A 25,924-nucleotide genomic window follows, 5' to 3' on the forward strand; every position below is an offset into this window, starting at 1 on the left:
ATTATAATTTAATGTATTAGATATCTTTGTAGTTGATGCCTTTCAGATTCATGAATCTCTTCAATGCTTCCAGGTAATAGTAGTCGGCATAGTTCAGCGGAGTGTCGATTTCAGAACCATTCGGCAGTGAACCTACAGAATGCATCAAAACGAATCCTTGATTGTCACCCGCTTGGGCGAGATATGCATTACTTGACAAGCTCTTCAGAATCTTTTCCGCATAATCCAGATATTTCTTTCCATCGGGAATCATTGTGCTTAGTTCGATGAGGGCCGAAGCGGTCACAGTAGCAGCAGATGCGTCACGTGGGGTTTCTGAAGTTACAGGAGCATCATAATCCCAATAAGGGATAGCATCGTCTGTTTTTACGCGATCCATAATCATGTCGGCTATTTTAACAGCGAAGTTCAGGAAAGTGCTGTCATTTGTTTCGCGGAAACAAGCGGTGTAGCCATATACAGCCCATGCCTGTCCCCGTGCCCATGAAGAATTATCGTTCTTGCCTTGGTGAGTTTGTTTCCGTTCTACTGTTCCGTCGTTGTTATAGCTTACTACATGCCAGCAAGTATAATCCGGGCGGAAGTGATTATGCATGGTAGTCATAGCATGCTTGATAGCGATGTCTTTATATCTATTGTCACCGGTTGCTTTTGCTACATTAAACAGGAGGTCGAGGTTCATCATATTATCGATAATCACCGGGAAGTTCCATGTTCCGAAGTCCCAGGAACGGATAGCACCGATGGAGTCGTTGAAACGACCACAGAGGTTATCGGCAGTTTCTTTCATCACTGCAGCGATCGTATCGTTCGGTGAAAGACGTTCTGCATTGCCGTAGCTACAGTTGACCATAAATCCCAAATCATGCGTACCTTTATAATAACGCACCGGATTCAGAAGATTGGTATATTCGATGGCTCGTGCTTTCAGTATATCGTTTCCTGTCAGTTCGTATGCATGCCATAACGAACCGGGGAAGAAACCGCTTGTCCAGTCGTAAACGCTGCAGAGGCGACGTTGCCCTAACTGTTCGGCTGTCGGTTGTGCACGTAGTGAATCTTTGAATGTTAATGAATCTCTTTCCAACTGTCGGCAAAGGAAATTCATATCATAACCTGTGCGGATAGAGCGGGGGAGATGACCTGTACTGCTAACCTCCTCTGCTGAAAGTAGTAATTGCGCAGACGCCACATCCAGTCCTTTTTTTATCCAACTGTAGTCTTCTTTGGGGGATGTCTGACACGACGCGAGTGCAATACTAACCGAAGCAAAGAGGGCAAGTTGCTTTTTCATATTATTCATTTTAGTGATTGTTTTAGATTGATTATTTCCATCCCGGATTCTGCTCAAACTGAGTACATATATCCATTTCTTGTTGTGGTATTGGGAGCAATTCGTTTTTATTCTTCTTCGTATAATCAACGCATACATAGAATCCGTCCCCACCGCTATACCAGTTTACTAAGTCTTGGGCTGTCTGTCTGATACTTTCGTAATAGATTCCCCAGCGAACCAAATCTTGGCGGCGGTGTCCTTCGAATGCCAGTTCATATGCGCGTTCATTGCGTACAGCCGATTGGAAATCTTTGTAAGACATACCGGTGGATAGGTCTGAACGTGGATTATCAGTTTCTACCGGAAGTCCGAATCCGCGTCTGCGCACCATATTGATAGCTCTGTAGGCTTCTTCTGTCGGTCCTTGTTTCCATTCATTCAGAGCTTCTGCATACAAAAGCAGTACATCGGCATAACGTAAGATATACCAGTTGATATTAGAAAGGTTGGCATCAATCAGATAATTAGCGCTACTGACATATTTTTCAGTGTCCCATTTTTGGGGACATACATTATCAATATATGATTTTTTTAATCCATCTTTTGCATCATCCAAAATAGCATCTTCAATATTACCGCTGTTATTGATTGCAATTTTCACTCCATTTTCACCGGTATCTGTGGATTTGCCATATTTGTAATCGGCAAAAGACAGTCCCCATCTTCTATCGTTCTGACGCTCTTTCCAGTCACGTAAGAAAGTCGGTATGACACGCCAGTTACCTGCATTGCGGACACTTCTGATTCCGTTAGCCTGTACTCCGTTCCATTTACCGATACGTCCGCACGGGTCGTTGGCAGACACCCCTGTTACTGTCGGAGCATAGAAACTTACTTCAATCAGACTTTCTGCTTCGTTCCAAATACCGTTACAGGTGTTTTTCCATAATTGTTCGTAATCATTAAGCAAATGATGTTTTCCGGATTCAACCAGAATTTTAGCTGTTTTTGCAGCATCTTCCCATTTACTTGTATCGTGAATCGGATAACCGGCCCAAGTGGCATATACTTTACTTAACAAACCGAGAGCTGCCCCTTTAGAGAAACGGAAACTATTGTCTGAACGTATATGATCATCGAGGGCGTAGGGCAGATTTTCGATGGCATATTTCAGATCTGCTTCTATAAACTTATATACATCTACCGGATCTGCCTGGGTGAAAGTGGATGGATGTAGGTGTGACTGGGCAGTGTTGGTAATTAGTGCTACATTACCGAACCAACGTACCAATTCAAAATAGTATAACGCGCGAAGGCAACGTGCTTCAGCCATGTAGATGGCAGCCGGCTTATAATTTTTTTCATCGTAATCTCCTATCCTTTGTTGCAGTGTCTCGATGAAGTTGTTTGCATCATAAATGGCACTATACAAGTTGGCCCAGGTAGTTGCAATTTCGGTTTGAGAACTGGTATAAGCATTGGAGGGAATGAGGCGAAGACCGTCTGTACTGTTTCCTTGTACTTTTGCAATGTCACTGGGTATGGTGAAATACATGGATAGATGGAAACCATATATACCATCTTTTACCATATTGCGATATACACCCAAGAGTACATTTTCGGCTTCCTTCGCATTTTTCATATAGTTTGTTTTTTCAATTTCTGTATAACTGGTTTCATCCAGCGAGCAAGATGAAACAGTAATAGCACAAGCTAATGTGTATAAATAGTATTTGAAATTTTTCATTGTCTTTTTGTTTAGAATTGAACTTCTACGCCAAATGTGAATACTCTGCTCTTAGGATATGCTCCCCAATCGAATCCCGGCATAAGCGGACTGCTTTTCATATTTACCTCCGGGTCGTAACCGCTATATTTGGTAAAGCAGAATAAATTCTGAGCTGTACCGTATATACGTAAACGGTTTATGTATGCTTTTCTTGTCCATTTGTTGGGGAAGGTATATCCCAATGTTATATTTTTCAGACGAAGGAATGAACCGTCTTCAATAAAGCGTGAATATAATTCATATTTGACATATCCTTTGGCAGAAGGAACACGATTGGAAGCATGTGTCGGAGTCCACCGGTCGGCAACTTCTGCCAGCTGGTTGCTACGCTCGTCTTGCGATTGTGTGTTGAACATACGTGTCGCATTATAAATGTCATTGCCGTATTGGAATTGGAACATGAAACTGAAATCAATGTTTTTATAATTGAAAGTGTTGGTAATACCGCCATACCAGTCGGGCTGTCCATTTCCGATTGTCGTACGGTCATCAGGAGTGATAACGCCATCCCCGTCCATATCTTTATATTTCACCATACCGGGCACTACTGTTTTTCCTGCATGAGTGCTGATATCTGCTATTCCGGGTTTTAATCGCATCGTTCCGTCAGGAAGCAGGTTGAAATCGGAAGTTTGATAAACACCGTCAAAAACATAACCGTACATCTGTCCAAGAGAAGAACCTACGATTGAAATATAGTCATTTCCGTTGAAATTACTATTGAACTTTGTTGCCGACTGTATGTAGGATGTTCCGCTTTGCAATTCTTTCAAGGTGTTTTTGATAAATGAAATATTAAAATCTGTTTGCCATGAGAAGTGGCGGGTCTTGATATTCGTAGAATTCATATTCAGCTCAATACCTTTATTCTGAATTTTACCGATATTTTGCCATTGAGAGTTGAATCCTGTTACATAAGCTAATTTTTGTTCAAGCAACAGATCTTTCGTTTTTTTGATGAAGAAGTCTGCTGTAAGATTCAGACGATTTTCAAAAAGACCAAGATCGATACCTACATTGGCAGTGGTGGAACCCTCCCATTTTAAATCCTTATTAGCCAATTGCTTAGGACTTAAAACTGTGGCAAGCTGTTGACCGAGTCCGTATTTGGAGGAGGTATATAAATCCATAGACAAATAATTGGTGATACGGTCATTTCCTACTGTACCCCATCCCAGACGAAGTTTCAGGTTGGATATAGGGGTGATATCTTTCATGAATTGCTCCTCCGATATACGCCATGCCGCAGAGAATGACGGGAAATATCCCCATTTGTTTTTTGCAGAGAACACCGTGGAACCGTCCGCACGAATAGTTGCAGTGAGCAAATAGCGATTGTCAAAACTGTAGTTGCCTCGTGCAAAGAAAGACAATTGTTTTTTATCGCTTCTGGATGTGGACACACTACTGGGGGTAGCACCGATTCCCAGGTTGTCATTGCCTAAATTGGCAAATGGGAAATCTTTTGCTTGACCGTACAGTAGTTCGGAGCTTCTGAATACGAACTCGTGTCCTAACATCATATCAAGTGAGTGTTTCTTATTGATTTTCTTTTTATAGGTTAATGTGTTACTACTCTGCCAACGTAGCTCTTTCTGCATTTGCGTGGAACCATATACACCACCGCTTCGGTAAGCTTGGCTGGATTCTTCGCCATAAAAAAGGTCTCTTCGGGTATTCGTCGTATTGTAAGTGGCCGCAGCCTTAAACGTGAGATCTTTCATTAATTTTATAGTTAATGAAGCGTTGATACCCCATAATTCAGATTGTCTTCTATCTTTAACTGCTTCTGCTTGTTTAATAGGATTAATTTGTGAATAAGTGGCGTTTTCACTTAGTTCCAATGGGTCGAATACCGAGTTTAAAAGTTCCTCATTGGTTACATGGTTACCACCGGTAGGACGGAAGCGCAATATGTTGGAAAGCATATTTAATGTCCCACCTGTTCCGGAGGTACCGATACCTTCTTTCACAGTGTTGGCATAGTTGACAGTGGCATCGAAAGTGATGGACTTGTTGATTTTTTGATTGATACGCAGTTTTCCGGTATTTTTCTTGTAACCACTGTTTTTAAAGATACCGTTTTCATCAAAATGTGAGAATGAAGCAGCATATTTAGTATCCTTGGTACCGCCGCTGATACTAAAATCATGATTTTGTGACCATGTAGGTTGGAACGATTCGCTTTGCCAATCAATTCCGGAATCGTTTACATAATCTTCTAAAGTTTGATGACGATAGGGGACGCCGTCTGAATCATTCCCTTCCTGGTAGTATGTCGTTTCATACTTGTTAGGATTGAGCTCTGTTTGTAATGCCACAAATTCATAAGTGCTGAGCATATCCAGCTTTTGAGGGATCTTCCGATAAGTTGCGGAACCGTTATAAGTAATCACAGGCTTCCCTTCTTTTCCTGATTTGGTGGTGACCAGAATTACACCATTAGCTGCGCGTGCACCGTAGATGGCAGAAGCTGAGGCATCTTTGAGCACTTGCACTGATTCGATGTCCGAATTGGCAATGTGGTCAATTCCGCCAACTTCAAATCCGTCCACAATATAAAGTGGAGAAGAGTCACCGTTTACTGTGCCGACACCACGAATTTTAATATCGAAACCAGAGCCGGGAGTACCATCGGATTGTGTGATTTGTACACCGGCAATTTGGCCTCCGAGAGCTTCGACCACAGAACCTGTTTTGAAGCCTTCGATGGATTTGGCTGCAACGGAAGATACGGAACCTGTCAGGTCGCTTTTCTTCATGCTACCGTAGCCGACTACCACCACTTCATCCAGCATTGCATTATCCGGTTCCAATTTGATATTCAGGTTTCTTTGATTTTTGATTTTGATCTCCTGATTCTTATAACCGATATAACTGATAATCAATGTTGCATTATGATGGGCTTTGATGGAAAATTTTCCATCAAAGTCTGTCACAACTCCTTTTTGAGTATTCTTCACTTGGACGGTCGCTCCAATTAGTGGAGTCTCTGTCTCATCAATAACTACACCGTTGACTGTAATTTCCTGTCCGAATGTAGTCATTGCAATCAGGAGAACCAAAAGGGTGAGATACCCTTTTTTGCTCCATGTATTCACTATAGATTTATATGTATTCATTATAAGATGTTTTTTATGATTAGAATTTAGTGTCGAACCAGATGGCTATAGGGGATATCTGTTTCCCACCGCTGACATTTTTAGGATTTCCATCTTTTACAAATGTTATCTGCCCAATCATGACTCCATTGGCATAGCCTTGTTCATCTTGCCATTTATTGGGGTTAATGGTGATGGCACAATTCTTGGATGCATCCACATACCCTAGTTTTTTTGCCATACTGGATGTGTCGTCATAATATGATAACGGCCATTTTTGTCCGTAATTGGGAGTCTTGGGATCATAATATGAATTCCATAGTTTGTTCATGAACGATGATGCTTTACTCGGTTGTCCATTAATATGCCCTTCCGGTCCGTTGATATTATAGTAGTTGAACGCTCTTCGATAATCAGCTACAAATAAACTGGGTTCTACACCGGAAATTGCAGGGGCTGTTGAAGTGCCGCCCGTACGTGGGTTTACTTGGAATACAAAGGGGGTGTAATTTACGGTTACTCCCTCTACGGCACCTGCACAATGAATAAATACCGGAACTTTTATTGTGATTTCACCGGGTGTTCCTTTTCCGGTTGTTGCAGATATTAGTAACATGAAGACTTTTCCGTTAGTCCAACCTCCATTGAATGTAATTTTACCGTTATGATCAATTTCCGCATGGGGGATTCCCGTAGTTGCATCTTTGCCCATGGTAGATTCTTTGATTGCCCAGTTAACCTCTATGCCTTCCGGTATGTCCGAATCTGCCACGGAAATGGATAATTTAGATAACTCATTCTTTGTTGTTACTCTGTATTGACTTGCATAATTTCTTGCAGGAGATAAATTCAAATTGTTTCCCCAATGTACGTATGTGAAATAGTATGGATTTTTTTGTATGTTCAATTTAAAAGAAGTCTGTAGCTCGCTTTTATTGTTTTTAGCTGATACAGTGATTGTATGCTCTCCTATAGGAATGTTATTCCCTTTTTTAGCAGATATGGTTCCCGTGGTAGGATCGATGCTTAAGTCGCTTAATCGGGAGTCAAGATTAACAAATGAGTATGTAACTTCATCACCTGTTATTTTATTGACGGGATGCTCAAAAGCGGCAGCCTGAATGATATTTTCCGTATTATTATAAGTAAATTCAGAAATAGGTGCGATATACTTAACTATGTTTATGGTATATGCATTATCAAAATCTTTGCTTCCATACTGGTTGGAAGCCGTAATCGATACATTGCAAGTTGTTCCGATTTCCAGTTTGTTATCAGCTGCCAATGTGATAATTCCGGTTGTAGGCTCAATACTTATCATCGAAGTCTGAGGGGTCGTAGATTTGATAGAATAAACCAATCCATCTGTAGAACCGATAAGTGCGGGGGCAGTTGATACATTTTGGGTGTTTTCTTCTGCTTTAACGGAGTTGGGAGTATAAGTTAAAGACAATGGCTGGGATGTTACATCTATTTCAATGGCATTCTCAAAAATACCCTCTTCCGATTCCTCATCCACAATTGCAGTGGTAAGTTTTAAATCAAGTACATATTTCCCTGGGGTGATATCGGATTTTCCTTTTGTAATGGAGATTGTTCCTTCATTTGAGATTTTGAAAAAGTCAAATTTCTCTATTAATTCTCCATTCTTGCGTACGTTAGCGATGATATATTTTTTGATTGATATATGATTCCCGTCACTCTTTACCCGTGCTGTTGGTAGCTCTACCGTGCTTTCATTATTAATAATGTCGGCAAAGTCGACTTTTATTTTATTAGGATCAACATAGATTCCTTCAGGAATGGCTCTCATCATATTGATAGATATGATATCTTTGAATTCATAAAAACTCCCATTAGAACGGCAAGAGATGCTTAAAGCATATAAACCGACAGCGAGTTCTTTAGTTTCGGATATAGAAACAGCTCCTGTATGGGGCTCTATCTGGAAACAATCAGTATCATATACTTCTCCATTGAGAGTGACACGGGTAATTGCAAAATCCGAGGGAGTTCCTCCGATATAAGTTGGTCCGGACATCTTAAAATTCATTGAGGGACCTATGTCGGTGACTCCGGCATAGAAGATTGCAAACTTTGTAGAGTCGGTTGTCTCAGGGTCTGTACACGAAACACCCGATATGCATAACCCTATCGTCATTAAGATTGCAACGAATCTTGAAGTCAGGTTTTGTAAATTTGATTTCATTGTTCTTAGATCTGTTTATTGATTATAATGTATAGGATAACTCATATTTTTCAGCACCAATGTTCACTTCTACGGAAGCACCGTTTGCATGGAACGTACCGGCGTTCTCTTCATTGTTGTCTGTGAACCGGGCGTTTATAGGTAGCTTTTCAAGATCGGCTTCTTTCTCAAACGGACAAATAACGGTGATAAAACGTGCGGCTCCGTTGGCAGGTTTGGTAATGTTTACTTGGTAGAACCTACGCTGATGAGTTTTTTCTCCAAGTTTTTCAGAAATATATGCTGTATTGTTTTCTGCAGTGTATCCTTCGGTCGTTTCAACAAACGTTTTGAATATCATATTGTTGCCATCTGTAAATAGGGTATGAGCCCCATATTGATGGTGGGCACTCTCATCGTCGATTACAACATTGTTTTTGTTGGGGCACAGTTTGAAGTTGAGGTTGACCGTAGGGGTGGAGCCTGTTCCATATCCTTCGTCTACAAGGACAAATGTTTTTTTGTCTCTGATGAAGAATACGGCGCGGCGGTGAGTCAGGTCACTGTATGATTGGTTTTCAGTGACGAGGATGTCCATATTGTTTTTACTTTCTTGCAATAGCAATCGTCCGTTCATATAGTTTTTAGCTATATCTTTTTTATTTCTTGTCATTGTGTTATGCATGACTGTAGCTGCAAATGCTGTACGGTCGGCGTTGCTTGAGCTTGTACCACCGTAGGAGTACACACCGGCATCCGGACAGAAATTGCGTCCTTTGTGATACAATCCGAATGTTCCGTTATCCGGTTGGCAGTGCCATTTGTTATCTGTATTTTTATTGTTTTTCAGAATCATCATCGTGGCATCTTTTTCCCATCCGCTGCGCAACATATAATAACCTGCCGCATCGTAAACTTGAACCAATTCCGTTGGCTTTGTTCCCTGCTTTCCTTCCGTTGCCATCCATCGTATTTCTTCATCTTCGGGGAACATCTCCATATATTTCTTCAGATTTTTCAATATGACACTTTTACTATATGAACTGGAACGTGTATCGTTGAAATTGTCAATTGTGTAATTGGGATAAATAATATCCATTACAAATCGAGATGCTTTTTTCAACAATTCTATATAATTGGAGGGGAATAAGTGCAGTTTACCGTTGAGCATGGCTAGTTTATAGATATTATAGAACCCGTCAACTACTCCTATATGATAAGAAGGGTCCAATTCAACTTGCACTCCATCTTCCAGGAACTGTGCTGTTACCTGTTCGCTGATTTTTTGTGAGCCTTCCGTCAACCATTCGGTTGAGTTCTTAAATTCAGGCATTAGCATACCAGCTGTGGTGACGGCTTGTACTTGGGTTACGTAAATATTGCTACCATCCGTGAAGTAATTTTTGCGGATACATTCCACTTCATCGGCGAATGCTGTCAGAAAAATAGAAAGCCATTCGGGAGTAAAGTGGGCCGACTGGATGAAATAAGGTAAAATGTTTATTTGTGACAATACTCTTTCGGCCGGTTGAAGTCCATACCATTGTACGTTGTCTTTATTAACAGTACCATTTTCTGGGCATGGGAATGTGTTCAGCCAGTCGCTGTAAACAGCCATCCACGACTGAAAGTATTTCTCGTCTTGTTTCACTCTGTATGCTTTTGCTTGTGGAAGCATCCATTGATGACGGTGCTTCTGTGACTTGAACTCTTGATCTGTGATTTCAGCAGGGATAAAATCCCAGTCTATTTTTCCATCCTTTTTAAAAGAATAATAGATTTCATTTCCGGAGGCATCGGTTGATTCCTTGAAATTACGTACATAGAAACGAAAATCCAATGCTTGGTTTGCAATATTTTGTTCTGAAGCGGTAATACTCGGGTTCATCAAGTTGATATTCGGATTGTTGATCTCAGATCTGTTTCGATAGTATTCCAGCAATTCATGTGCTGCATAATAATACTCATTGGCTTCATAATACGATTTTACTTTTTCTAATCCCGGATAGTCTAAATTGATAACCTCAAAGAGCCTTGCGTTCAGTACATCGTTGGGCTTGTTGTCGGGGAGTAGTTCAATGTTTACACTGTTTCCTGTGGAAAGAATTTCATGATCATCGGTGCATCCAATAGTTGTAAATAAGGCACAAATGCAAATAAAGAAGATGTTCTTCATACTTTATCAGGTTTTAATTATTATAAAGTTATTGTTTGCAAGTTGTTTGCAAATTCTTTGCAAATGTAGGCTGTTTATTTCTGATTGGTAAGCAGTATTGTTCAGCCTTTGTTCAGAAATGATTTTTTTGATACTAAAATTGTTGAATCATATATTACTTCTGTTTAAAAGCCTGTTATTTTTGTATGTCTTCAGATGTTCTATCGGATGATTTTTAATCCAAAATAATTTTGGGAAGTATGGGTAATCGGGGAGATAATAAACTCCGGTTCTTCTCCTTTGGGGGAAATGAACACTTCTTCTCCTTTCTTTAAATCAATCCGGTAAGTATTGTTTTCGAGTGATTGTACAGTGAAGTTTCTTCCTCCTTTAAAGACAGGATTAACGATATCAGTCGTTATAATACAAGGTTCCCCTGCCAGACTTTTGATATGGATAAACTCTGTTTTATGATTCATCGTATTATTTTGTTTTGAGTGAATTGGGTACTTATTTAATAACGCTGTTTTATGTTTTGGGACCCAAAGATAGGGGAGAAAGCAGTCTTGTTGTTAATAGTTTTATCGAATAGTATATCAAATTTGTGTAATATTGTTCCTATAATAGAAATTCTTCCATATTTTCAGGAGTAATCACAGTGAAAGTTGCTTCCGGATAATTCTCAGAGAAAGCTCTGGGGAATTTGGCGGAGCGTTTAGGATTCCACTTAAATTCGTAAGTGGTTAGCTTTCCGTTTCCTTCTTCTACGAATATAGCCTCGTCTTTGGTTTAAGAACATTTTTTCTTCAAGAGGGTGTGTCATAATGCCTGAATATAAAGATTTACCCCTGCCACAGATAGCTATAGCAGGGGTCATTTCTTCAAAAAGGGAATTTTGACACACCCTCTCTATTCCGTAAAAATCATGATATTCTTGGATTTACTTTTCTGGCTGTCTATTCTTAAAACTGCGGGAATCTTATTTTGCCAGATCTCCTATCTCGTCTAAATTCTTCTGAATATCGTCATCGGTCAATGAATAGTTCACCAGGTCACCCGCCAAATACTTATCGTAAGAAGCCATATCGATCAGGCCATGTCCGGAGAGATTAAACAGGATCACTTTTTCTTCCCCTGTCTCCTTGCACCGGTTAGCTTCGCGGATAGTCGCTGCAATGGCGTGGCTGGATTCAGGAGCCGGAATAATCCCTTCAGACTGTGCAAACAGACAACCTGCTTCGAAAGATTCCAATTGCTGTATATCTACCGCTTCCATCAGATGATCTTTGAGCAATTGTGAAACGATGACACCTGCACCATGATAACGAAGACCGCCGGCATGGATATGAGCTGGAGCAAAATTGTGTCCCAGGGTAAACATCGGTAGCAACGGAGTATATCCGGCCTCGTCGCCGAAGTCATACTGGAACTTACCACGTGTCAACTTGGGACAAGAAGCAGGTTCGGCAGCCACAAAACGAGTCTTTTTCCCTTCCTGCATCGTGTGACGCATGAATGGGAAAGAGATACCGCCGAAGTTGGAACCACCTCCGAAACATCCGATAACGATATCCGGATATTCACCTGCCATTTCCATCTGTTTTTCAGCTTCCAGTCCGATAATAGTCTGGTGAAGAGTCACATGGCTCAGTACGGAACCGAGTGTATATTTACAGTTGGGAGTCATCTGTGCCAGTTCGATAGCTTCTGAAATGGCTGTTCCCAATGAACCCTGGTAAGTGGGGTGTTTAGTCAGAATATCCTTACCTGCACGCGTAGACATAGAGGGAGAAGGGGTTACCTGTGCTCCGAAAGTTTGCATGATGCTGCGGCGGTATGGCTTTTGCTCATAACTGATCTTTACCTGATAAACTGCAGCTTCCAGACCGAAGACTTTGGCTGCGTATGAAAGAGCGGCTCCCCATTGTCCGGCACCGGTTTCAGTGGTGATGTTGGTCACTCCCTCTTTTTTGCAATAATAAGCCTGTGCCAGTGCGGAATTCAATTTATGTGAACCGATGGGGCTTACACTTTCATTCTTGAAATAGATATGAGCCGGAGTACCGAGTGCTTTTTCCAATCCGTAGGCACGAACCAGCGGAGTACTGCGATAATATTTGTACATTTCGCGCACTTCTTCCGGTATTTCGATCCATGCATCGGTCTGATTCAGTTCCTGACGACACAGTTCTTTAGCGAAAATCGGATACAAGTCTTCTGCTTTCAGCGGCTGTTTGGTTCCAGGATGCAATGGAGGCATAGGCTTGTTGACCATATCAGCTTGGATGTTGTACCAGTAGTGTGGAATCTCTTCCTCGGGTAAAATATACCTTTTTCTTTTTTCACTCATAATATTGTTGTTCTTTAGTTTTTTGTTGCCAAAAGTACTCAAATTTTTAATATTCAGAAAATTTTGTCAACAAAGAATCGGATTTAATTGTTATTTTAGTTAAGTTTGCACGACCCTGTTAAAAAAGATGGTATGAAGATTTATCATAAGTTCTTATTGTATCAGAATAAACTGCTAAAACCCTACGTACGTATCCTGTTAGGACTGGTAGAAGCACTCACTTATCTGGCATCTCTGTTGCTGATTGTCGGGGTGGTATATGAGCACGGTTTTCCCTTGTCTGTCGTTGAAGTGGCTCACTTGCAGACACTGTATAAAACAGTCTGGATTGTCTTTCTGATCGATGTTACTTTGCATATTTCACTGGAATACCGGAATACTAAAAAACAATACCGACGATTAGCCTGGATATTAAACGGGTTATTATATCTTACGTTGGTACCCGTTATTTTTTACCGTCCGGAAGAAGAAGGGGCTATTTTGCAGATTTGGGAATTTCTGCATGGGAAGCTTTATCATCTCCTGTTACTATTAGTCCTTTCCTTCCTCAACTTGTCCAATGGGTTGGTGCGTCTGTTGGGACGGCGCACCAATCCGTCCTTGATATTGGCAGTCAGTTTCATGGCTATTATCCTGATTGGAGCGGGCCTGCTGATGCTTCCGCGCTGCACGGTGAATGGCATTACCTGGATAGACTCTTTATTTACAGCCACCAGTGCCGTATGTGTTACAGGATTGGTTCCGGTAGATGTATCTACCACATTCACAACTTCCGGATTAGTCGTCATTATTCTATTGATTCAGATAGGTGGATTGGGAGTGATGACATTAACCAGTTTCTTTGCCATGTTCTTCATGGGGAACACTTCCATTTACAATCAGCTCGTTGTGCGTGATATGGTCAGCTCCAATTCGTTAAGCTCCTTACTGTCCACCTTATTATATATATTAGGCTTTACTTTAGTGATTGAAGGGATGGGCATGCTCTCGATCTGGCTTAGTATTCACGGTACGTTGGGAATGACTTTGAAAGAGGAGTTAGGTTTTGCTGTTTTCCATTCTATATCGGCTTTTTGTAATGCCGGTTTTTCTACGCTTTCCGGTAATTTAGGGAATCCGATGGTGATGACCGGTCATAACGGACTGTTTATTTCCGTTTCTTTGCTGGTAATCTTCGGGGGGATCGGTTTCCCCATTCTTGTCAATTTCAAGGATATTGTAGTATATCACCTACGCCGTTTCTGGAAGTTAGTCCGTACACGCAAGCTGGAACGTCATAAAATGCAGCATCTTTATAACTTGAATACGAAGATCGTGTTACTCATGACTTTCCTGCTTTTATTAATCGGTACCTTAGTGATTGCTGCTTTTGAGTGGAATGCTTCTTTTGCGGGTATGCCTTGGACTGACAAATGGACCCATGCCTTCTTTAATGCCACTTGTCCGCGGACAGCCGGTTTCAGTAGTGTCGATCTGACCTCGTTGAGCGTTCAGACTTTATTGATTTATCTGTTCCTGATGTGGATTGGCGGTGGCTCACAGTCTACGGCGGGTGGTGTGAAAGTGAATGCTTTTGCGGTCGTCGTTCTGAATCTTGTAGCCGTATTACGTGGCACTGAACGGGTGGAAGTGTTGGGCAGAGAATTGTCGTATGATTCAATCCGGCGTTCCAATGCAACAGTAGTCATGTCATTGGGAGTGTTATTCATTTTTATTTTCACATTGAGCCTACTCGAACCGGGTGTGTCTATTATGGCATTGACTTTCGAATGTGTCTCTGCACTCAGTACTGTGGGATCCAGTCTGAATCTGACCCCTCATTTGTGTGATGCCAGTAAGTTGTTGGTATCTTTGTTGATGTTTATCGGACGTGTGGGGCTGATTACATTGATGTTGGGAATTGTCAAACAGAAAAAGAATACCAAATACCGTTATCCGAGTGATAACATTATAATAAACTAAAGATATGAAGTGCATTATTATCGGTTTAGGAAATTACGGTCATGTGTTGGCGGAGGGATTGTCTGCGTTAGGACACGAGATTATTGGTGCGGATATCAGTGAAAGTCGCGTAGATTCAATCAAAGATAAGGTTGCTACGGCTTTCGTCATTGATGCCACTGACGAACAATCATTATCGGTGTTGCCATTAAAGAGTGTGGATATAGTCATTGTAGCAATTGGCGAGAACTTTGGCGCATCGATACGTGTCGTTGCTCTGTTAAAGCAGAAAAAGGTTTCGCGCATCTTTGCCCGTGCTATTGACACCGTACATAAAGCGGTGCTTGAGGCCTTTAATATTGAAAAAATCCTGACACCGGAAGAAGATGCTGCCCGTAGTCTGGTGCAACTGCTCGATTTCGGTACAAACATGGAAGGGTTCCGCATTGATCAGGATTATTATGTGGTGAAGTTCACGGTTCCGAAGAAATTTGTAGGATATTTTGTGAATGAGCTAAACCTGGATGAAGAGTTTCATCTGAAAATGATAGGCTTGAAACGGGCGAATAAGATAACCAATTGCCTGGGTATCTCTCTGACCGAACTTCATGTGAAGAACGAATTGCCGGAAAATGAGAAAGTGGAAGAAGGAGACGAATTGGTCTGCTACGGCAAGTACCATGATTTCCAAAATTTCTGGAAAGCGATTTAGAGTCGTTTATCAGTAACGGGCTTTTGGATGCGTATAAGTTCGTCTCCCTATTTCGTTTGAATACGAATATTTCCGGCTTTCACTCCGTTTGCTTTGGCTGTAAAGACAATCTCTCCGGCAGTTTCACCGGCTTGCAGGATAGCTGTCAACATACCGCTGAAAGCATGCATCTTCGGAAGATGGAATTGCTCCAGGTTTGTCGGGTCACCATTGGCGGCAGCACGATATTTACCCGTTCCCTTTACTGAGAAGGTTATCAGACGATTATCGGCAGGGCAGAGATTACCGTCTTTGTCTACGATTCTAACAGTGACATAAGCCAGGTCTTTTCCATCTGCTGTCAGTTCGTTACGGTTGCTCACCAGTTCGATGTGATGGGGCTTTCCGGCGGTACGGACTACTCTTTCCGCTACTGCTTTTCCGTTTTTGTCGTAGGCTACTACTTTCACTTCGCCCGGTTCGTACTTTGTGTCCATCCACATCAGACGATAGCGGTTCTTCAGCGAACGGTTGTTCTTGCTTTGTTTACCATAACTTTTGCCATTGATGAACAACTCGGCAGTAGGATAGCTGGTATATACAAAAACCGGCGTCACTTGACCTTCACGTCCCGGCCAAGTCCAGTGGGGCAGGATATGTAGTGTTTCCGCTTCCTTATTCCATACGCTGCGGTAAAGATAATAGCGGTCTTTGGGCAAACCGGCAAGGTCGATGATACCAAACATCGAACTGTGATTAGGCCATGAATCGGTATCATAAGGGGAAGGCTCACCCAGATAATCAAATCCGGTCCATACGAACTGTCCGATGGTCCAATGATTATCGTCGGCTAATGCAAAATCCTCGTCCGGAATATTCGACCAAGGACAAACCTCCACGTCATAAGAAGAGCATTGGTGATCTTCATATTTAGCTCCTTTCTTATCTTCCACCGGGAACTTGTACACGCCGCGTGAGCTGACGGTAGAAGCTGTTTCACTACCCAGAATCAGATTCTGCGGGAGTTGGTCATACGACTCTTTATAGCGTTGCGTACGGTAGTTAAGTCCCGGAATGTCGATCATAGCAGCAAATCCGTTAGCAAGTACACAAGTCACCTGATCCATTCCGCAAGTGACAGGACGTGTCGGATCTTCGCGGTGGCAGATGTCCTGTAGGAACTGGGCTACTTTATAACCGGCAGGACTGCATTGAGTCGGAACTTCGTTGCCGATACTCCAAATGACCACACAAGGGTTATTTCGATAATTGTGGAGCATATTTACCAGATCACGTTCAGCCCATTCATTGAAATAACGGTGATAACCGTTTTCACACTTGGCGATATCCCATTCATCGAACGGTTCAATCATCATCATAAATCCCATTTCGTCACACAATGCTACGAGCTCGGGAGCCGGCATATTGTGAGAAGTACGGATAGCGTCACATCCCATATCTTTGAGCAATGTAAGTTGATGACGAAGCGCTGCCACATTAATAGCGGTGCCCAGCGGACCTAAATCATGATGATTACATACCCCTTGGAATTTGCGGTGTTTTCCGTTCAGATAGAAACCTTTGTCGGCAATATACTCTATGCTGCGGATACCGAAACGGGTCGTGTAAGTATCTACCAGTTTATCGCCTGCATATATGTGGGAGACAGCCTTGTAGAGTGACGGACTTTCCGGCGACCATAGCTCGGGTTCGTTTACGATAAAATTTTGTTCGAGGGGCTGCCCGTGATTGATGCGGATCGTATTCTCTTTGCTTGCAACCACCTTTCCGCTCGGAGAAAGAATTTCCGTTTTTATACGGATAGCTGTTTTCTTCCCTACGTTGTCTATTTTTGTGTGGAGCCGTATGGCTGCAAAGTCCTTGCTGACATGAGGAGTAGTGATGTGTGTTCCCCATACAGGTACATGCACTTTGTCCGTCACAATCAAGTGCACATTACGATACAACCCTGCTCCCGGATACCAGCGCGACGATTGCGGACGGTTTTCCAAACGCACGGCCAGTGTGTTGTTTTTACCGTCTTTATTTAGTAAAGAAGTTACCTTACAGTGAAAAGAATTATAGCCGAAAGGCCAGAAGCAAGCCTCTTTCCCGTTTACATAGACACGTGCCTCGCTCATGGCGCCATCAAAGAGCAGCGTCACCTCCTTGTCGGCAGGAGCATCAAAATGGGTTCGATACCATCCGGTGCCTACATAAGGGAGTCCGCCGGTACGTCCGGTTTTCAAGGAGGCCTTTTTCTCGAAGTTCTGTGTCACAGCCACATTCTGCAGGTCATTATTCATATCGAATGGACCGAAAATCGCCCAGTCGTGCGGAATAACAACCGACTCCCATTGAGTGTCATTAAACTCCGGCTGACCAGCCTCTTTAAAGTCTCCTTTACTGAATTTCCAGTTTTTCTCGAGCAGCGTCTCACTGCGTTGTGCTTGCAATGTGCAAGCGATTCCCATCAAAAGTACAGCTAATAACTGCTTGGGGTGTCTCATGTTCATTTTGGCTTTTCCTTCTTTCCTGCAAATATACGGAAAAAGTGGGTTACATTTGTAAATATCCTGCTCTTTTTGTTCCTTTGCTATCCATTTATAAACAAAAAATTGATATATGAAAAAACTAATTTATGGGCTTTTACTGCTGATGGCAGTAGCTGTGAGTGCATGTGGCGGTAAAAAAGGATCTTCAGATAATAAGTCGACACTGGCAACGATGGACAGTGTCGATGCTCAAGGATTGCAGCGTATGCAGACGTCTAAGAGCGAAACTGACTTTAAGTTTAAGGGAAAAGATTATCATTCCTTCGTCTCGCGTACTCCGGATGAAAATCTGCCCCATGTGACAAACGAGATGGGAGACACCTATGTCGACAATAAAATCGTGCTGCACCTGACGTGTGATAACAAAACCGTGTTGAACAAGACCTTTACCAAGAATGATTTTTCATCGGTAGTCGATGCGGACTTCCTGTCAAAGTCTATATTGGAAGGCATTGTATATGATAAGACTACCCCGCAGGGAATTGTGTATGCAGCAAGTGTCTGTTACCCACAGACAGATTTGTATATGCCGCTTTCCATAACGATTACTGCTGATGGAAAGAAGATGAGTATACAGAAAGTGGATATGCTTGAAGAAGATATATAAAATCATTAGTGATGTAAATTATGAACAAAAATGGATTTAGCCGGTGTGCAGAGTTCTACATCGGCCGTTTACAAAAGGAAGGGAGGTATTCTACAGCACATGTCTATAAGAATGCTCTCTTCTCTTTTAGAAAGTTTTGCGGCACGTCCCATGTGTCGTTCGGACAGGTCACCCGCGGGCGTTTACGACGTTACGGGCAGTATCTTTACGAGTGTGGCTTGACACTCAACACGATTTCTACGTATATGCGTATGCTTCGTTGTATTTATAATCGGGGAGTGGAAGCAGGTCGTGCACCTTATGTGCCGCGATTGTTTCACGATGTTTATACGGGAGTGGATGTTCGTCAAAAGAAAGCCCTGCCCGCTGTCGAATTGCATAAGCTTCTGTATGAAGATCCCAAGTCGGATCGATTGCGTCGAACACAGGCCATTGCCTGCCTGATGTTCCAGTTCTGTGGAATGTCGTTTGCAGATCTGGCCCATCTGGAGAAATCTGCCTTGGATCAGAATGTATTGCGGTATAACCGAATCAAGACCAAGACTCCGATGAGTGTGGAAGTGCTTGATACGGCAAAGGAAATGATCAATCGGCTCCGTAGCAGGGAAGAGGCTCAACCCGATCGTCCGGATTATCTGTTTGACATTCTTAGTAGTGATAAGAAACGGACGGATGAACGGGCTTATCGGGAATACCAGTCCGCCCTGCGTCAGTTCAATAATTGTTTGAAAGACTTGGCCAGAGCCTTACATCTGAAGTCTCCCGTCACTTCTTACACCCTCCGCCATTCCTGGGCCACGACCGCCAAGTATCGGGGAGTATCGATCGAAATGATTAGTGAATCATTGGGACACAAATCTATCAGAACCACACAAATCTATTTGAAAGGCTTCGGTCTTAAAGAACGCACAGAGGTAAATAAGGGGAATTTATCTTACGTGAGAAACTGTTGTGTAGACAGATAATAGATACTTAATTTGTTGATAATCAGAAGTAAAATGTGTCTGTTACTTCTTAGGTAACGGAACTTAAATTTGGTGCAAATATAGACAAAAACACGAATAGTTAGCAAATATTCTCCCATTTTTTTTCGTTTTATCTGAAACATAGAGCAAAAAACTATCTGAACATGAAATAAGCTTATTTCCATGCTCTCTACTTTTTCATTGCCTAATTCAATCGTTTTCTTATTGAACATTAGGCTTTTCCATATTTCACGCCTTTGTCATGTGTGTGATTTCTATTTTCATTGTAGTATGCGTTTCGTGTGTGTATAATCCGTTACCTAAGAAGTAACGGACTAGTATGGGGTAAAAAAGTATGATTCTAACGCAAGAGACTTTAAGTGCTGGGCCTAGTAATGGGACAGGGGAAGGCGTAGCACACCCTAAACGCTGGTATGTCGCCTTGGTTCGTATGCATCATGAGAAGAAAGTGGCCGAGCGTTTAGGCAAGATGGGGATTGAAAATTTTGTACCGGTCCAGCAGGAAGTACATCAATGGAGCGACCGCCGCAAGGTGGTCGAATGTGTGTTGCTTCCCATGATGGTTTTTGTACATGCGGATGGGAAAGAACGCAAAGAGGTCCTTTCCCTGTCTACGGTGAGCCGGTATATGGTCATGCGCGGTGAGAGCAGTCCTGCAGTAATTCCCGATGATCAGATGGCCCGTTTCCGTTTTATGCTCGACTATTCGGAAGAGTCGATCAGTATGAACAGTGCTCCCTTGGCACGTGGTGAGAAGGTCCGTGTCATCAAAGGTCCTTTGACGGGGCTTGTGGGCGAGCTTGTCACGGTTGGCGGCAAGAGTAAGATTGCTGTCCGTCTGAATATGCTGGGATGCGCCTGCGTCAATATGCCCATCGGTTATGTCGAAGCTGTCTGCGAGAAAAACTAATCCAGTCATCATTTATCCTCCGTTTACATGAATACGAAATTATCCGGTGCTTTTGCACTGATACTCTTTTTCTTCTTTTTTTCGGCTTGCCAGTCTTATAAGAAAGTTCCTTATCTGCAGGATGCGGAGATTTTGAAACAGGTGAATACGCAAGTGGTCCCTGTTCAGGACGCAAGGCTGATACCGGGCGATGAGGTTTCCATTCTTGTTTCCACTTCCGATCCGGTTGTTGCGCAGCCATTCAACGAACAAGGCAGTACGTTTTTACTGGATGATCAGGGAAACATCAATTATCCTGTTTTGGGTAAACTGCCTTTGAATGGTTTGACAAGTCGTGAAGTTGAAAACCTGATAACGGAGCGATTGAAATCTTACGTGAAAGAACGCCCTACGGTAGTGGTCCGTATGTCCGGTTTTAAAGTTTCTGTATTGGGCGAAGTGGCTTCCCCCGGTGTTTATCCGGTGGTGAATGAGCAGGTAAATGTGCTCGAGGTCCTTGCCATGGCAGGAGATTTGACTATTTATGGCGCCCGTGATAATGTAAAACTAATCCGCGAAGATAGGAACGGGCGTAGACAGTTCGTTACACTTAATCTGAACGATGCGGATTTGTTAGTATCTCCTTACTATCAGTTGCAACAGAATGATATCCTGTATGTCACTCCAAATAAAACCAAAGCGCGGAGTGCAGATATCGGAACAAGTACGACGATGTGGATTTCCGGCTTTTCCGTTCTGGTATCCATAGCCAGTTTGCTGGTCAATATACTTCGATAATACTTTATAATTTCCTTAAGCAATCTGTTGTAGGTTTTGTTGAATAAATCAATGGCGTATGCTTCCGTGTAATTGTTGTCAATTAAGTGTAGTAACAGTCTGTTATTCAATGGAAAAAAGTAGGATATGTGAATAAGTTTTGTTATTTTTGTAACAGTAAATCAGAAACTTATTTATCATGAACGAATTCAAAATCCGCGCCTACGGCCGTATGGAACTGGCGCAACTCTATTCTCCAGAATTAACTGACATTGCTGCCTATCGAAAGATGCAGAAGTGGATTTCTTTCTGTCCCGGACTGCTGCAACGTCTGTACGACTTAGGGTACGATTCCAATCGCCGCTCATTCACTCCATTGGAGGTGAGGGTGATTGTAGACGCCTTGGGAGAACCTTAGAGAAGAAAAAAATAAAGCATCGCTTTAGCAGTCGTAAAGCGATGCTTTACCACCTCTAAAGCGCCGCTTTAGAGTTCATAAAACGCCCTGTTTGATAATGACTGAATTCACTGGGTTATACAAATGCAAAAAATGCACTTTTTCCAGGGGCTTCCTAACACACGCGCACGTGCGTGCGCGTATATACGCCCTTATCGTCTGCATGGGTAAGCAATCCTTTTTTTATCAGGCGGTTCAGCCAGCTAAGAGCAGTGTTGGCTTTGATTTTCATCTTTTCCGCCTGCTCCAACAGTTGTGCGCGGGTGAACCGGTTGCCCATCATTTCAAAAAGTGCATCTCTGTCGGCATTGGTTCTATGTCTGACTTCTGTGGAAGGAAGAAAAGACAAGATATGTGTGGCGTGACGATAGAGTGGAGTTACCAGTTCCAGAACCGCTTTAAAATCTTTAGCAGTGATGGTCACATCCCAACGGGTGATAATGTCGTCTTTGATATTATCGGAGACAACCTCCTTGTCAGGAGTCAGCAGAGGGGCGGAAGCACCCTTGAAGTGATAAGGTTGGTCGCACTCCAGTGCACGCATCATAGCTATTTCCGCCATGATACGGCATGTATTGACGGCCAGTCGGGCTATGGAGCTGCTCATCTCGTTCCCGTTGGCAAGTCCCGAACGGAAAAACAGATCGGCAAAGAGGGCATTGAACTCTTGCTTTTGTTCATCCGTGAGTCGGAGGGTATGCAGCCCGTGTGCTTTCATCAGGTCCAGTCGTTTTTTCCATTCCAGGCCTATGTTTGTGAAGACAGCTTCCAGATCGGTTTCGCCACTTTCAAACTGATTGATCCACGTCCATATACCGTGCATATAATAAAACAGCTGACGCGAGAAGAGACCGTTCTCTGTCGAGGGAATAAGTGGTTTTACCTGTGCGGGTGTACCGGAAAGCAGGACGGAAAGGTAACTTTTCTTTACTTCTCGGTATTCTTGGTCGGTACGTCGGTTGTACGACAGGCGGTCGTGGTCGAACGCTTTACGAAGCGTATCGCTCCAGTGCCCGTATTCAGAGCTGATGGCGGAAGAAATGGTATCCGCTTCGGTTTCGCAGATAAGTCCGGTGCCGTTGGCATCCATGATATTTTGCAGAATACCCGTTCCGCTGTTATTACCCGAGATGAGGAACATTTGATTCTTGGGCATTTGAGGGGCTTCCACTTTGCAGCGTTCCTTTCCCATGACATCATAGGCGGCTTTCTCTTTCTTGTAGGCCTTGACCTTTTCCGCTACTTGTTGGCGGATCTCGTCATGAATAGGCTCCACAAGCAGACGGATGAACGAAAGAATTCCCTTACCCGAGGCGGCAGGAGCCACAATAAAACTTTGCAGACAAGGAGACTGAAGTTTGCCGGCGTATGGACATCTTACATATCGCTCCATGCTGGCACCTATGGCAGTCAATGCTCCGAGCAGCATGATGTCACGCTGTGTAGAGCTAGTGGCATAACTCATGATGAGCAACAGGATTTTCGGCCAGTCCGCTTCGGGGAAAGAAGGCAATGGTTGGTTCGGGTCACTCCCGTCCTGCAGCTCTTCGGATTCGTCCGGTTCTTCATTGTCCACCTTATTATATACGTGCGCGTGTGTGAGATTTGGGGACAGTGCATTTTTTGCATTTTCTGCATTTTTTCGGTGGCTCGTCACTTCCTCTTTGCAGAGAGTCACCCCCGTCCTTTCAGCAAGATGGAAGGCGGTCCCCAGATGGATTTCTCCGTGTTTGGTAGTCAGTGCATTGGAGAATATCCGTTCGGCATGTCTCTGTTCGTACTTGGCAGACATCCGGCACAACCGATGGAAAAACTCGCGTCCAGCTTCTCCGCAATCCGTTGCGATGGCGAACGCCAGTTGTACATATTCGGCATACGTAGGGGCAATATCCGCTCCAGCAGTTTCAACCGCTTCACAGAGGCGGCATAACGATTCGATTTCGTTCATAAATGTAATGTATGATTTTAATTTATAATGATTGATTGTTTCTAAACAATGCTCCCGGATCATGACTCAGAAAGCAAGATCTCACAATGTCCTTACCGGAAAAGTCTACGCCCTTGCGTTTTTCTCCAAATGGGGGTGGCGTTTCCGTGCCATAGAGCAACACCGTGAATATCATTGCCAACTTCATATTTTCTATGATACTTTCTGTGTCGTCGGCCATAGGTAAATGAGGGTAGGGCACAAATGCTTTCACACCCCGTCCGCTGGGACTGATAAACGTGAGCACAGGGTGCAGAAGGCGGTCGTTAAACAATGCGCTGCGCATCTCCACTGCTTCCTGATAGGAGTCGAGATGGTCGATATCGACTACTACCAGATGTGAAGAAGCTACGAAACATTTGCTGTTGCGACGCGAGAATGTACCACAGGGAGTCACATAAGGCAATAGTGATGCTTTTGCTGCCCGCATATCTTCGGAATTGCGTACTTGTCCGGTCAGGATTTTGAGCTTCTCGTTGCAGGTTATCATTTGAAAAACTTGCTTGATAGAGACTTCGCAGGCGGGAACAAGTGTTGCAGGAGTAATAATCCGCCCCTGTTCGTTTTTGATAGGAGCAATGGGAGGTCTGAAATAAGACATTCTGAAATCATTTGTCATAACATTTATAATTAGTTGATTATCACCTTGATTTTTCAAGGCGTGGGGGCGAAGGTCGGAAAAACATGAAATAGGGGTTTCAGACATGTCTGAAACTATGTGAATAGATTTAAATGTATTATGTATTTTTTAGCAACTAACAAAGGATAAAAACATGGAAGAAAAAAGGATTCATTATGCTCTCGGTCTGTTTATCGCAGAGCAACTTAAGCGTGCGAAGATAGATGTGAAAAGTATGTGTAAAGAACTTCATATGAGTCTGGATACCTATGAACAGGTAAAGAGGGGACTCGATAAGGCTCTAAGACATTATATCCGTATTATGAACTATTACTATGATAATCTCACCAAAGAAGAGTTTTTAGCCAAAATGGCTGAATGAGGAGAACTTTATATCAAGTATAGAGAGAAAAATGCTGATAAGGGATGAGAATCTAAACTAAGAGTAAAAGTATGCAGGAAGTCCAACGTTTCAATAAAGTCCTAAAATCTTTTGTCTTTTTAGGGGACATCATCTTATTGAACTTGCTGTTATGTATGTTTATCTCTTTTTGGGAAAACCGGTCTCTTTTTGAGTATTCCGTGTCTCTTTTATAGAATATGGACGTTTCTTTTGGATTTATATATCCTATATAGGACTGTGTATAACCTCATCCGTGGGGATAAAGAGGCTTATTAGGCGGAGAGCCGGAATTTGAATAAAGATGATATCAATAGTTGTAATTTACATGAGTGGGTGGTTATGAGAAATTTGAAACGATTGACTTGGGGTGCGTTACTTGCTTTTGGGCTGGTATCCTGCCAATCATACAAGAAAGTTCCTTATTTACAGGATACGGCTTTTGTGAATAAGACAGAACAGCGTGTTCGTCAGACTGGCGTGAAGGTAATGCCCAAGGATTTGTTGACGATTGCCGTGTCTTGTTCTACTCCGGAACTGGCTGCACCTTTCAATCTGGTGCATTCGGATAGGGATAGTAGAATAGAGAGAAAGACGACCGGACAAGAAACGGCGTCATCGGCTCTGCAACAATACCTGGTGGATAATCAGGGGAATATCAATTTCCCGGTGTTGGGTGAAATTCATGTAGGTGGACTGACCAAACCGGAAATCGAAAACCTGATTATAGACAAACTGAAGGTTTATCTGAAAGAAGCACCGCTTGTTACCGTACGTATTGTTAATTATCGGATTTCGGTATTGGGAGAGGTTGCCAAGCCCGGTAGCTTTGTCGTTTCCAACGAGAAGATTAATCTCTTGGAAGCGCTCGCCATGGCAGGTGATTTGACCATTTACGGCATGCGTGATAATGTGAAATTGATTCGGACCGGACTGGATCATAAACAGGAAATAATAACTTTTGATTTGAATAAGGCTGAAACGGTATTCTCTCCTTATTATCAGCTACAGCAGAATGATATTGTTTATGTGACGCCTAATAAGACGAAGGCGAAGAATTCGGATGTGGGGACTAGTACGGGATTGTGGTTCTCCGGTATTTCCATCTTAGCTTCACTTGCAAACATATTGGTAGTTTTATTAAATTTATAATCAA

General features: G+C 42.7%; 19 protein-coding genes and 1 pseudogene. 10 read left to right on the forward strand and 10 right to left on the reverse strand.

The window, feature by feature from the left end:
- Positions 1–16: 16 nt before the first annotated feature.
- The 7 genes from AB9N12_RS19360 to AB9N12_RS19390 all read right to left on the reverse strand — a co-directional run bounded on the left by AB9N12_RS19360 (position 17) and on the right by AB9N12_RS19390 (position 12,859).
- Positions 17–1,303 (reverse strand): DUF4995 domain-containing protein, encoded by a 1,287-nt coding sequence (locus tag AB9N12_RS19360; protein ID WP_369893714.1) that lies wholly within the window; start codon positions 1,301–1,303, stop codon positions 17–19.
- Positions 1,304–1,325: 22 nt separating this feature from the next.
- The gene (locus AB9N12_RS19365) at positions 1,326–3,023 is read right to left on the reverse strand and encodes a RagB/SusD family nutrient uptake outer membrane protein (protein ID WP_369893715.1); all 1,698 of its coding nucleotides are present in this window, start codon (positions 3,021–3,023) and stop codon (positions 1,326–1,328) included.
- A gap of 11 nt (positions 3,024–3,034) precedes the next feature.
- Positions 3,035–6,187, reverse strand: a complete 3,153-nt coding sequence (locus AB9N12_RS19370; protein ID WP_369893716.1) for a SusC/RagA family TonB-linked outer membrane protein — start codon at positions 6,185–6,187, stop codon at positions 3,035–3,037.
- 19 nt (positions 6,188–6,206) lie between these two features.
- Positions 6,207–8,375 carry a surface glycan-binding family protein gene (locus AB9N12_RS19375; RefSeq protein ID WP_369893717.1) on the reverse strand — a complete coding sequence of 723 codons (2,169 nt, stop codon included), beginning with the start codon at positions 8,373–8,375 and terminating at the stop codon, positions 6,207–6,209.
- Positions 8,376–8,397: 22 nt separating this feature from the next.
- Entirely contained in the window at positions 8,398–10,530 is a 2,133-nt protein-coding gene (gene hepC, locus AB9N12_RS19380; RefSeq protein ID WP_369893718.1) for a heparin-sulfate lyase HepC, read from the reverse strand.
- A gap of 200 nt (positions 10,531–10,730) precedes the next feature.
- Positions 10,731–10,988, reverse strand: coding sequence for a hypothetical protein (locus AB9N12_RS19385; RefSeq protein ID WP_369893719.1), 258 nt, complete (start codon positions 10,986–10,988; stop codon positions 10,731–10,733).
- A 500-nt stretch (positions 10,989–11,488) separates the two neighbouring features.
- Complete coding sequence (locus AB9N12_RS19390; protein ID WP_369893720.1) at positions 11,489–12,859, reverse strand: TrpB-like pyridoxal phosphate-dependent enzyme; 1,371 nt, start codon at positions 12,857–12,859, stop codon at positions 11,489–11,491.
- 132 nt (positions 12,860–12,991) lie between these two features.
- Between AB9N12_RS19390 and AB9N12_RS19395 the strand changes: the two genes are divergently transcribed.
- Both AB9N12_RS19395 and AB9N12_RS19400 read left to right on the forward strand, forming a co-directional pair.
- Positions 12,992–14,821, forward strand: a complete 1,830-nt coding sequence (locus tag AB9N12_RS19395) for a TrkH family potassium uptake protein (protein WP_369893721.1) — start codon at positions 12,992–12,994, stop codon at positions 14,819–14,821.
- A 4-nt stretch (positions 14,822–14,825) separates the two neighbouring features.
- Complete coding sequence (locus tag AB9N12_RS19400; protein WP_369893722.1) at positions 14,826–15,512, forward strand: TrkA family potassium uptake protein; 687 nt, start codon at positions 14,826–14,828, stop codon at positions 15,510–15,512.
- Positions 15,513–15,559: 47 nt separating this feature from the next.
- Here the strand turns inward: AB9N12_RS19400 and galB are convergent, their stop codons facing one another.
- Positions 15,560–18,007, reverse strand: coding sequence for a beta-galactosidase GalB (gene galB, locus AB9N12_RS19405; RefSeq protein WP_369893723.1), 2,448 nt, complete (start codon positions 18,005–18,007; stop codon positions 15,560–15,562).
- Positions 18,008–18,116: 109 nt separating this feature from the next.
- Here galB and AB9N12_RS19410 point away from each other — a divergent pair, with 109 nt between their 5' ends.
- The 5 genes from AB9N12_RS19410 to AB9N12_RS19430 all read left to right on the forward strand — a co-directional run bounded on the left by AB9N12_RS19410 (position 18,117) and on the right by AB9N12_RS19430 (position 21,723).
- Positions 18,117–18,653: a DUF4738 domain-containing protein gene (locus tag AB9N12_RS19410; protein WP_369893724.1), complete on the forward strand. Its 537-nt coding sequence runs from the start codon at positions 18,117–18,119 to the stop codon at positions 18,651–18,653.
- 17 nt (positions 18,654–18,670) lie between these two features.
- The gene (locus AB9N12_RS19415; RefSeq protein WP_369893773.1) at positions 18,671–19,618 is read left to right on the forward strand and encodes a tyrosine-type DNA invertase cluster 3b; all 948 of its coding nucleotides are present in this window, start codon (positions 18,671–18,673) and stop codon (positions 19,616–19,618) included.
- 355 nt (positions 19,619–19,973) lie between these two features.
- Positions 19,974–20,549, forward strand: coding sequence for a UpxY family transcription antiterminator (locus AB9N12_RS19420; protein WP_369893725.1), 576 nt, complete (start codon positions 19,974–19,976; stop codon positions 20,547–20,549).
- Positions 20,550–20,576: 27 nt separating this feature from the next.
- Positions 20,577–21,326: a polysaccharide biosynthesis/export family protein gene (locus AB9N12_RS19425; protein WP_369893726.1), complete on the forward strand. Its 750-nt coding sequence runs from the start codon at positions 20,577–20,579 to the stop codon at positions 21,324–21,326.
- A gap of 178 nt (positions 21,327–21,504) precedes the next feature.
- The gene (locus tag AB9N12_RS19430; RefSeq protein ID WP_369893727.1) at positions 21,505–21,723 is read left to right on the forward strand and encodes a DUF4248 domain-containing protein; all 219 of its coding nucleotides are present in this window, start codon (positions 21,505–21,507) and stop codon (positions 21,721–21,723) included.
- A 154-nt stretch (positions 21,724–21,877) separates the two neighbouring features.
- On the opposite strand, the gene AB9N12_RS19435 is transcribed toward AB9N12_RS19430, so the two are convergent.
- Both AB9N12_RS19435 and AB9N12_RS19440 read right to left on the reverse strand, forming a co-directional pair.
- A complete protein-coding gene (locus tag AB9N12_RS19435; protein ID WP_369893728.1) occupies positions 21,878–23,710 on the reverse strand; it encodes a DUF3987 domain-containing protein in 1,833 nt (610 codons plus the stop codon).
- A gap of 22 nt (positions 23,711–23,732) precedes the next feature.
- On the reverse strand, positions 23,733–24,368 hold the full coding sequence (locus tag AB9N12_RS19440; RefSeq protein ID WP_369893729.1) for a BT4734/BF3469 family protein: 636 nt from the start codon (positions 24,366–24,368) through the stop codon (positions 23,733–23,735).
- A gap of 154 nt (positions 24,369–24,522) precedes the next feature.
- Here AB9N12_RS19440 and AB9N12_RS19445 point away from each other — a divergent pair, with 154 nt between their 5' ends.
- From AB9N12_RS19445 to AB9N12_RS19455, 3 genes and pseudogenes are all read left to right on the forward strand, one after another.
- Entirely contained in the window at positions 24,523–24,750 is a 228-nt protein-coding gene (locus AB9N12_RS19445) for a hypothetical protein (RefSeq protein ID WP_369893730.1), read from the forward strand.
- A 71-nt stretch (positions 24,751–24,821) separates the two neighbouring features.
- Positions 24,822–24,962 (forward strand): annotated as a pseudogene (locus AB9N12_RS19450) (undecaprenyl-phosphate glucose phosphotransferase); the annotation flags it as partial.
- 148 nt (positions 24,963–25,110) lie between these two features.
- A complete protein-coding gene (locus tag AB9N12_RS19455) occupies positions 25,111–25,920 on the forward strand; it encodes a polysaccharide biosynthesis/export family protein (RefSeq protein WP_369893731.1) in 810 nt (269 codons plus the stop codon).
- Positions 25,921–25,924 lie beyond the last annotated feature (4 nt).

The sequence above is a fragment of the Bacteroides sp. AN502(2024) genome (assembly GCF_041227145.1).
Lineage (GTDB): Bacteria > Bacteroidota > Bacteroidia > Bacteroidales > Bacteroidaceae > Bacteroides.